The sequence below is a fragment of the Streptomyces sp. NPDC005791 genome (assembly GCF_042871485.1).
Taxonomy (GTDB): Bacteria; Actinomycetota; Actinomycetes; order Streptomycetales; family Streptomycetaceae; genus Streptomyces.
Genome location: NZ_JBIAIP010000021.1, coordinates 61,566 through 71,103 on the forward strand (window position 1 = coordinate 61,566; position 9,538 = coordinate 71,103).

A 9,538-nucleotide genomic window follows, 5' to 3' on the forward strand; every position below is an offset into this window, starting at 1 on the left:
TTCTTTGGCTACTCGAAGGGCCCTGGGACGAGGCGCGGCCGCCACAGCATGATGGCTCCGGCGGCCTCGCTACTGAACTTGACTGAGTGATGTCATGGACGTTCACCTGGCTACGTCTGCTTGGGTTTGGTAGGCAAGGGGCGCTAGGTAGGCGCAGGGTGACGGGCTGACCGACGCTGAGAGAGCCATGCGGGAGCGACTACGGCGGCGGCCGTCAAGCGACTTGAAGGCTAGTAGAAGAACGGCGAGATCACTGACGTGCTGCGGGTGAGCGTGCGGTCGATGGAGCGGCGGCGGGTCTGGCGGCAGCAGGTCCAAGGCGCGACGGTCTCGGATCAGGACATAGAGGCGCCCCCCGACATCATGAGTTGAAGCCCAGTACGAAATGGCCCTCGTGGATCACTTTCTAGGCGATAATCACCTAGAAAGTGATCCACGAGGGGAGGGGCGAGGGTAGCTGATGCCCACAGGGAACATGAATGAAGTCCGGGCGCGCTCTTGGCTGGAATTTAGAATCAAGGCTGCTACCTGCGGCATCGAAGTCATCGAATCGGAATATTTGGGATCTAAGGGAAAACATCGCGTGAAATGCAAGGAAGGGCATGAATTTTTTCTAGTTCCAAATTCGGTGCAGCAGGCGCGACGCATCACGTGTGCGACCTGCAGGGGCTCTTCAAGTCAGATGAAAAAAGACTTCGAAGAGAAGATCGACGACCATGGCGGAGAGGTTCTGAATCCGTGGGCAGGCACTAAGGCATTGTATTCAGTCCGCTGCGCAGAAGGGCATGAGTCATCAATCAAACCAATCAACCTCCTGAAGATGGAAGGGATCTGCAAAGTCTGCAATAGGGCAGCCCGCGAAAAAGAGATGCTGAGCGAATTCAAGGAACTGGTCGACACCTTGGGCGGTCAAGTTCTGGAAGAGGTTTGGCTGGGGGCGCAGACCCCTCACCGATGCTTGTGCCCAAAAGGACACACGTGCAGTCCTAGGCCGTGCTCCATAAAAAACGGTCAGGGAATGTGTTTCACCTGCTCTGGGAATGACTCAGTAAGAGCATGGGAGAGTTTCGTAAGTAGAATGACCGCTTTGGGAGCAGAGGTCCTAGAGGAAAAGTGGCTAGGATCCGGAAAGCCACACAAGGTTCGCTGTAAGGGCGGCCATGAAATAGCAGTTTGGCCAAGCGGGGCAGGGAAAGGTAGGGGTATATGTAGAACCTGCGTCGGCCTGGACACAAAAACTGCCGAGGCGTATTTCCGAAACGCCATAGGGGAGCTCGGCGGGGTCGCCATCTACAAGGCATGGAAGGGGGTTAATGCACCTCACAAGGTTTTGTGCCCTAAAGGCCACGTAGCCTCACCGAGGCCTAACGATATACAGCAAGGTCATACCATGTGCCGCAGCTGTGCAGGTAAAGACCCGAAGACCGCTTGGGAGAATTTCAAGAAGACGGTAGCCGGACTTGGAGGTAGCGTCAAGGAAAAATCTTGGCTGGGTGGCCAGGTCCCACATCTCGTGCAATGCAGGAATGGACACACAACCACCGTCAGGCCCGCCGGCGTGCAGCAAGGGCAGGGAATCTGCAGGTTCTGCGCAGGATACGAATGGAACGTGTTTTACGTGGTCGTGAATGAGTCCGATGGGCATCTAAAGTTTGGCATTACTTCCGGTGACCCACGACAGCGCTTGAGATTCCACAAATCAGACGGGTTCGATCGAATAGTGCGCTTGCTCACGGACCTCCCTGGGAACGACGCACCCCTCCTGGAGAAAACCTTGCTACGGGAACTCAAAGCTCATGGGAAGCAGCCAGTTCGAGGACGTGAGTACTACCTGATCGGCGAGCTTCCTCTTGTTCTTGGCCTTGTTGACACGCACCTAGGGGTCGGTTCGGTTGACGCCCCACCCCCGACGACGTAGGGCAACCTGGCAGCCCTGCGCTCACGTGCTACGTAGTTGAGGAGCTCAGGTGGTTGGCGGGCGGAACGGGATGACGTTGTCCGGTGCATCGACGAGAAGCAGTTCAGGGGCGGACGGGGTGCCTTGTCCGTCGACGAGGACGGCGCCGGCCATGGCGAGCAGGGTCACCTGACGGCGGAGATCGTCGATCTCCGCTCTCTGGTTCGCGCCGCGCACCCACCTCAGCGTCCTCGACCATCAGGGCCCGGATCTGCTGTCCGGCCGCCCGCAGTGCTTCTCGATCCGGAGACCAAGCAGGTCCCGGAGACGGAGAAGCAGCTGCGGGCGGCCGTCGCCAAGCTCAAGAAGTCGGTAGCCGGGCCCGCCACCACGTGCTTGCTCGGGTAGGTAACCGCCCCCTCGGGGTCACCCGCTTCACCCCCGGTCCTACAAAGGGCGACCCGGCCCAGCTGAGCATCTGACACCCCGCCCCACGCCGACCACGCCTTCACCGCCCAAGGCCACCTTCGTCCCGGAGAAGCTCGCCAACCGGCTGCGTCGCAATGCCGACAACTTCCGCAAGATGGCCGACGCACATGACACCACCGCCCAGACGGTTCAGCGCCCTCGGCCGACCGCCCCTGGAGAGCCGTCGAAGTGCCGCCGCCTTGTGGCGACCGCACGGCGCCCATTCGGTGCCCGGCCGAGGGTGGACCTTCACTCGCGAGTGGGCGAGCATTACGCGCCCGCGCCCTCACTCTTCGTACGGGGCCTCCGAGTGAGAGTCCTCCAAGTCGGCGGCCTCTGCCTCGGCTATCTGTTCGGCGATCTCCCTGCGGATGGCCGCCGTGTCCGCAGGCGACCACACCGAGCCGCTCCCGAAAGGCAGCACACGGTCGTGGGGCTGGTAGAGCTCCTCGCTTTCCAGACTGCGGCAACAGGCACGGCACTTCCACGGACGGCGCAGAGTGATCCACTGTCTGAGCCCGCACCAGGGGCACAACACGAAGTACGCGCTGGGCCCGTGAGCGGCGGCCCAACTGGCATAGCCCGAACGGCTGCGAGCCACGTTGATGTCGCCATGGGTGCGTTCCGCGACCCAGCCAAGGAGGACCATCTCGCCACCGGGCCACGCACAGGCGCAGGGGCCGTCGCAGTGGCAGGCGCGCGCCTTGCCCAGCTCGACGGCCTTTTCCTTACGGGGCGTGGATGGTCCCTTGACCTCAAGCCATGTCCCGATCTCGGGCAGCCAGAAGTCCGGCAGGTAATGCGCCCCTGACGGCAGGGTGATTCGCTCAGGCTCGTACTGCCAGAGGATGCTGTGGGTGTCGAGGGTGCAGGCCCAGTCGGCTTCGAGCCGAGAACGGAAAGTGGTGCCGCTGTACTCCGTCGGTACGGCTTCGATGGGCTGGCCGTCTGTGGGGAGGTCCGTCACGGCGTCTCCGTTCCAAGTCAGTTATGCGCCGACCCACAGTTTGACCGCTAACCTCGCGCTTCATGAACCGGGCTGTCCGACGGGTGGCCAGTCCCGCTCTCGTTTACAGACCCATGCCTCGGCCTTACGAGTTGGTGCGTGATAGCGGGTGAGGCGTGCTGGTTCGTTTGAGGACCGTTGCTCAGACTTGGGCGGTGCGGTCGGAGACGAGGTTGGCGGTGGCGCGGTAGGTGTCGGGCAGGCGGTCGCGGCGGTGGGTCCAGCGCATCAGTTGCTTCCAGCGTTTGTGATCAGCGAGGGCGTGCTCGACGGTGATGCGGTCGGATGAGTGCTCGTGGCGGTCGCGTTCCCACTGTTCGATTCTGCCAGGCAGTGCTCCCGGCCGCGGTTTTCTGGGTGGTGTGATCGCTTGCCCGCGGTGGTCGCGGCTCAAGCCGAGATACCCGTCGTCCAGGAGGACCTCGACGTCGGGGAAGTGCTGGAAGCAGATGGCGATGCCTTCGTTGCGGGCGGCGGTGGCATCGTGCATCCGTCCAGGCCGCAGGGCATCGGTCCATAACGTGCGGCCTTGCCAGTCGGCGATCACGGTGGCCTTCATCGTGTTCTGTTTCTTCTTGCCGGAGACGAACACGCGCCGGCCACCACGTCCGGCCGGTGGCCGGCGGACTTGGATCTCGGTGGCGTCCAGACGCAGCTCGATGCCTTCGGCCTGGGCGTAGGCGAACACATCGGGCAGCGCCCGAAGCCGCAGGCCGGGATAGTCGGGGACCGCGCACCCCCGCTCGGCCAGGAGCGTGCGTACTTCTGCGATCGCGCGGGTGATGGTGGAGCGGTCGACGCCGAACAGCAGTCCCAGCACCGAGTGCGGCAGGTCGTGGCGTAGATGGATCAGCGTGGCCACCAGCCGGTCGACGAACACCAGCTGGTGACGGGCGCCGGCACCCGCGGCCCGCTTCCTGGCCCCGCCTCGTGCAGCATGGCGACGACCCTCGAGACCGGCCTGCCACGGCACCGCCAACTCCTCGATCAGACGCGCAAGATGACGCTGAGAGATTCCCGTGAACAGTCGATGCGCCAGCACCGCCCGATTGACCGTGATCGCCACAGTCGGATCATGCCACCTGCCAGGCATGACGCCTCACCCGCTATCACGCACCAACTCGTAAGGCCGCGCATACCGAGATTATCGCCCAGCGCACCCGCATCGGTGAACTCCTGGGGGATATCCGCGACTTGCAAACCGAGTGGACGGAGGAGACCATTCAGCGGATCACCACCGAGAACACCATGCTCAAACAGCGCGTCCGCCAGCTCGCTGCCGACAATCGCACCCTCGACGAACGGCTCAAGGCTGCCCGCTCCAACCTCCGCTTCCAAGACCGCCGCGTCGCGGAACTCGAAGCCCAACTCGCCTCTCCAGGAGGGTGATCACACCCAGGCAGATACCTCGTGGCGGACGGCAGCGCCAGCCGGCCGTCCCGGCTCAAAGTCCCCCATCGCCACGCGGTGCTCTGGAGTCGGCGCAGCCCCAGAGCACCTCCAGGAGTTCGTCCTGCTTGGTTGCCTCGGTCCGGACCTCAAGGAAAGACTCACCGGTCGCGACCAGGAGGGTGTTACGACGAGTGCGGCGGACCCTCTGCCTGGGCCCGCCAGCCTGCGAGGTCATTGCGTGCTCTGAGCGTTACGGGGTGATCCGCGCCCAATACCCGTTCGTAGTCGGGTAGCAACGCGGCGAGGCGTGCGACCGCCCCAACCGCATCGCCCGCAGCGCCCTGCCAGGCAGCGGCGCTGTACCGGGCGGCGAGGGCCAGCAAGTGATCGGGGCCCAATGCGCGCGCGGCGTCGAGGGCCAGTGTGGCGTATGCCGCCGCCGCGGCATTGGGATGACCGGCTTGGCCGAGCCAACTGGCCAGACTATTACGAGCGTTGAGGGTGTTGTGGTGATCAGCACCTTGTACGCGGGTGAGGTCGGCGACCACCTTGTCGCAGGCGGTGACGGCACCTGCCGGGTCGCCCTCCTCGCCCCGCAGGTCGGCGTTGGCTCGGCGAAAGTTGAGCACCTGGGGGTGATCCAACCCCACCAACTTCTCGAGCCGATGGAGCGCTGCGGTGTGCCGCGCGAACTTCCCCCCTTCCGAAACCGGACCTGGAGAGGGCTCCGGGTCCGCCGCCTCAGCCCTGTCCGCCGCGCCATCGGCATCTCCCCCGGCGGAGACGGCTGCTGCCGCCAGCCGGTCCGGCGAGTACATCTCGCTGACGATCAGGTCTGGGAAGGTGTCCGGGACGTCCAGCCCCAGCTTGGCCCAGACGCGGGGTAGAACGGTCTCGACGCAGTGAAGGCGCCACTTGTCGTGGGCTTTGCGGTATGCGACGTCGCGCTCGGTCCACAAGAGCGGACCCAGCTCGGGCACCATCCGCTCCTTTCGGGCCTGCTGGACCCAGAGCTGTACGAGGGGGCCCCGGAAGGCGGTGTCAAGCAGGGCCTCCGCCTCTTTCTCTTCGCCGCGCCGCCAGGCCATCATGCCCAGCAGGCCGACTGCGGTGTAGTACGCCTGGCACGCCTCGGTGGCGCGGTGGGCGCTGTGCAGGGCCACCTGTAACTTCTCGCGTTTGTAGGCGACCTTGTGGAGCTCCCGCGCACGGGTGAACACCCACGAGCCGAGCTTCAGGTTGAAGCAGGGCATGAACGTCGAGGCATCAGCGGCGAGTTCTTCGTTCATCGTGTTGGAGACTTTGAGCTGCGCCGCCATCTCGGGAGGCAGGAGAAAGCTGCCGCGCTGCCGCTCGTCGGGAAACAGGTCACCGTGCTCGATGTGGGCCAACTCGTGAGCGACAGCGAAAACCATTGCCGCCTCGCTGTAGTCGCGCGGCGCCTGCCCGGTCGGCCAGTCCCGACGCACCTCCAGCGCCATGTGGGTCAGGCTCCGAGGCAGTGGTCCGCCCTGAGGATCCTCAACGGCCCGTACGTACTGGGCAATCTGGATGTCCAGCAGTTCGCGCCCGGCAGCGGGGTCGTAATCGCGCGGCATGCCCTCCGGGTAGTAGGGGTGAACCGTGCTCATCCCCCAGGCGACATCGGTGCTGAGCTGGACCGGGAGCAGCGCAACACCAATGAGGTATTTCCCGGGCTCGTCAGGGACCGGGAAGGATATGGACTTCTTAGAGGGTGATGGAAGGCAGAACACCTCGACGGAACCGGCCAGTTCGAGGGCCTTGTTGCGCTCTTCCGGCGGGAAGGTGCCGAGCAGGCCGTCCAGGACGGTCCGGAGCCCCGGCTGAGTGGACGCGCAGTACGCCTCCCATGCCCGCTCCGGATCGTCGTCTGCCATGAGCCGCATCAGGTACTCGAAGTCCGCGTGGACAAAACTATACTCCCGCGCCGCTTCGACGAGCGCGAGGTCCTGGTGCTCCGCGAACAGCGTGCTGCGCCAAGGATCAGACACCGCCCGGTCCCCCCGTTTCGCCGGTGGTCCCCGGGGCACCGGCGGGGCCCGTGGAGCCCGCTGCCAGATCGCCGCCCCGGCCGGGGAGGGCGCTGGCCAGGACGTCTGTGAGTCCCGCGCCATCCCGCACTGTCACCTCGCCCGATTTGGTCCGTACGACCACGAGACCGCGCGGTAGTGCCGGGTTGTTCCGGACGGTCACCTGCCGTCCCATGGCATCGATCACGACACCCTTACTCCACGTCTTGCGGAGCGTGTTAATCAAGTAGGCCAGCGCGTGCGTCGCGACCGAACCGACCAACAACACCTCGGTCAGCGGAACGCTGCCGCGAGCCGAGACCACCTTGCCCACGCTGCCGGCTGCCGTGAACGCGGTTTGTACCGCCGTGTGCTCCTCGGGCTCATCCGGTGTGAACACGTGCACCCGGATCCGCTCCGTACCTCCACTGTTCACCAGGACCCCCGTCATCGCCGCCGCTCAAAGTCTTCCGTACCCCAACTTCCCACACCTGGAGGGGAGGACACCACCGCATGTGCCGATCCGCCACGCTAGGCATCAGGCCCATCCCGACAATCACTCGGAAGGGAACACTGAGTGGGCGGTTCGTGACTCTATGAGTATTTTGGTGTCACCTGATGGTGTGGGTGAAGCCGAAACGTTCCGGTCCGGTGCCGGTGGCCTGCTGGAATCGGTGGGGTGAGTGAACGCAAGCCGTACCAGAGCGACTTGTCCGACGAGCAGTGGGCGTTGATCGAGCCGATGCTCACGGCCTGGAAGGACCGGCACCGTTCCGTGAGCGGCCACCAGGGCCGCTATCCGATGCGGGAGATCGTGAACTCGATCCTCTACCAGTCCCGGACCGGCTGTCAGTGGGCGCTGCTGCCGAACGACCTGCCGCCCAAGAGCGCGACGTACTACTACTTCGCCGCCTGGCGGGACGACGGCACAGACCGGCAGATCCATGAGCTCCTGCGCTGCCAGGTGCGGGAGCGGAACCGGCGATTAGAGGACCCGACCCTGGTGATCCTGGACACCCAGAGTGTCCGGGTGGCCAACGGGGTCCCCGCGGTCACGACGGGCAAGGACGCCGCGAAACGAGTGCCCGGCCGCAAACGGGGACTGGCCGTGGACGTCCTCGGCCTGGTCATCGCCGTCACCGTGGTGGCCGCGAGCGTCCACGACAACGCCGCCGGCATCGCGCTGCTCGACCAGGTCGCCGTCGCGGCCGACGGCTCGGTCGGTAAGGCCCTGGTCGACCAGGGCTTCAAGAACCAGGTCGTCGTGCACGGTGCCGCCCTCGGCATCGACGTCGAGATCGTCCGGCGCAACCCTGAGGAGCGGGGATTCGTTCCGCAGCCGAAACGGTGGCGGGTGGAGCAGACGTTCGGGACCCTGATACTGCACCGGCGTCTGGTCCGCGACTACGAACACCGCCCGGCCTCCTCCGCTTCACGCGTCTACTGGGCCATGACCCACGTCATGGCCCGTCGGCTCACCGACGCGAGCACGCTCACCTGGCGTGATCCGCAGGTGGTCGGCGCGTGAACCTCAACCCCCTCCTCCAGGCGCTCGACCTTCAACAAGAGGCAGCCCGGAGCCTGGCCGACAATCTCCGCACCCAGATCGACACCCTTCAGGCCCAGCTCCTCGAAGCCGAACTGCGTCTGGAACATCTCGCCATCACCCGCACGACCATCACCGGTCTCGCCGACCGAATCCCGGTCCAGAGCGCCGACCCATCAGGAAGTCTGGAGCTGCCCGAGCACCCGGACTACCCACGCATCGTCGCCGCCTTCAACGACGCCACCGGCCCGCTGAGAGCCCGCGACATCTGCCAGACCCTCGACTTCGGGCTCCTGCCGAAACACATCGAACGCACCCGAGCCAAGATGAAACGCCTGGTCACACTAGGAATCCTCACCGAGACTGAACCCGGCACCTTCAGCAAGAACCACTAACCAAGCCAGCAACGGACATCAACTCACGAACCGCCCACTGATAGGTGTTCAGTCAGCGTCACGGACATGTAGGTTAGGAATCGCCGCAGTTCAGAGCCAGTATCCGGGCTCCTGCGGTCGGTAATGTGGAGTTCAAGAAGGGCTCCGACAGCGGTGTGCTCTCGCAGGCCGTCTCCTATCTGTCCTGGCTGGAGTCGGCGCAACACGAGTTCGAGGCGCTCGTGCGGAGAGTGCTGGGCAGGGAGGCCGCCGAGTCGGTCGACTGGCGTCGACCGCGGATGGTCTGCATCGCGGCCGGCTTCTCCCACCACGACCGAGTGGCCGTCCAGCGGCTGCCCGAGCGGATCGACCTGGTGCGCTACCGCGTCTTCGAGGGCGATCTGCTCAGCCTGTTGCTCGTGGACTCCTCACCCGGCTCGACGAACACCGCTTCGTCTCGGCGAAACCGGGAGCGGGAGACGGCGGCCGTCAGCGTGCCACCCGTCCCTGTGCCTTCCGCAGCGTCGGGCGCGGGTCTCGTCCCGGCGTGCCTACAGGACCTGTACTCGGAGTTGGACGACGCGCTCACCGCGTGGGGCGAGGTCGAGGGGGACCTGGAGGTACGCCTTTCCTCGGCGGCCGACTTGGAAAAGGCGGCGCCGTTGATCCGACGGGCCTTCGAGGCGGCCTGAGGAGCTCGGCTGCTAGCCAGGCCGTCGTTCCGGTGCGCTTAGGGCTTGTATCGAGTTGTGATCAATCTGCGGGATTCGCCCTCGCTTCGGGGGCGGATCGTGTAGTCCGGTGTGCATGACGCGGAGACAGCTG

The 9,538-nt window shown here is 64.9% G+C and carries 10 protein-coding genes; 5 read left to right on the forward strand and 5 right to left on the reverse strand.

What is annotated here, in order from left to right; all coding sequences use genetic code 11:
- Nucleotides 1-460: 460 nt before the first annotated feature.
- Complete coding sequence (locus tag ACFYSH_RS30935; protein ID WP_388756823.1) at nt 461-1,918, forward strand: GIY-YIG nuclease family protein; 1,458 nt, start codon at nt 461-463, stop codon at nt 1,916-1,918.
- Nucleotides 1,919-1,963: 45 nt separating this feature from the next.
- Here the strand turns inward: ACFYSH_RS30935 and ACFYSH_RS30940 are convergent, their stop codons facing one another.
- The 3 genes from ACFYSH_RS30940 to ACFYSH_RS30950 form a co-directional block, all read right to left on the reverse strand.
- A complete protein-coding gene (locus ACFYSH_RS30940; RefSeq protein ID WP_388756825.1) occupies nt 1,964-2,134 on the reverse strand; it encodes a hypothetical protein in 171 nt (56 codons plus the stop codon).
- 517 nt (nt 2,135-2,651) lie between these two features.
- Nucleotides 2,652-3,332 carry a hypothetical protein gene (locus ACFYSH_RS30945; protein WP_388756828.1) on the reverse strand — a complete coding sequence of 227 codons (681 nt, stop codon included), beginning with the start codon at nt 3,330-3,332 and terminating at the stop codon, nt 2,652-2,654.
- 181 nt (nt 3,333-3,513) lie between these two features.
- Nucleotides 3,514-4,464 carry a transposase family protein gene (locus ACFYSH_RS30950; RefSeq protein WP_388756831.1) on the reverse strand — a complete coding sequence of 317 codons (951 nt, stop codon included), beginning with the start codon at nt 4,462-4,464 and terminating at the stop codon, nt 3,514-3,516.
- Between the two features lie 101 nt (nt 4,465-4,565).
- On the opposite strand from ACFYSH_RS30950, the gene ACFYSH_RS30955 reads away from it, so the two are divergent.
- Complete coding sequence (locus ACFYSH_RS30955) at nt 4,566-4,760, forward strand: hypothetical protein (RefSeq protein WP_388756834.1); 195 nt, start codon at nt 4,566-4,568, stop codon at nt 4,758-4,760.
- A gap of 185 nt (nt 4,761-4,945) precedes the next feature.
- Here the strand turns inward: ACFYSH_RS30955 and ACFYSH_RS30960 are convergent, their stop codons facing one another.
- Both ACFYSH_RS30960 and ACFYSH_RS30965 read right to left on the reverse strand, forming a co-directional pair.
- Nucleotides 4,946-6,775 carry a hypothetical protein gene (locus ACFYSH_RS30960; protein ID WP_388756836.1) on the reverse strand — a complete coding sequence of 610 codons (1,830 nt, stop codon included), beginning with the start codon at nt 6,773-6,775 and terminating at the stop codon, nt 4,946-4,948.
- Nucleotides 6,768-7,229 (reverse strand): hypothetical protein, encoded by a 462-nt coding sequence (locus ACFYSH_RS30965; protein WP_388756839.1) that lies wholly within the window; start codon nt 7,227-7,229, stop codon nt 6,768-6,770. The genes ACFYSH_RS30960 and ACFYSH_RS30965 overlap by 8 nt, the downstream gene beginning before the upstream one ends.
- Before the next feature lie 243 nt (nt 7,230-7,472).
- Between ACFYSH_RS30965 and ACFYSH_RS30970 the strand changes: the two genes are divergently transcribed.
- The 3 genes from ACFYSH_RS30970 to ACFYSH_RS30980 all read left to right on the forward strand — a co-directional run bounded on the left by ACFYSH_RS30970 (nt 7,473) and on the right by ACFYSH_RS30980 (nt 9,405).
- Entirely contained in the window at nt 7,473-8,321 is an 849-nt protein-coding gene (locus tag ACFYSH_RS30970; RefSeq protein ID WP_388756842.1) for an IS5 family transposase, read from the forward strand.
- Nucleotides 8,318-8,734: a hypothetical protein gene (locus ACFYSH_RS30975; protein WP_388756845.1), complete on the forward strand. Its 417-nt coding sequence runs from the start codon at nt 8,318-8,320 to the stop codon at nt 8,732-8,734. The genes ACFYSH_RS30970 and ACFYSH_RS30975 overlap by 4 nt, the downstream gene beginning before the upstream one ends.
- Nucleotides 8,735-8,859: 125 nt before the next feature.
- Nucleotides 8,860-9,405 (forward strand): hypothetical protein, encoded by a 546-nt coding sequence (locus tag ACFYSH_RS30980; RefSeq protein ID WP_388756848.1) that lies wholly within the window; start codon nt 8,860-8,862, stop codon nt 9,403-9,405.
- Nucleotides 9,406-9,538: the final 133 nt, after the last annotated feature.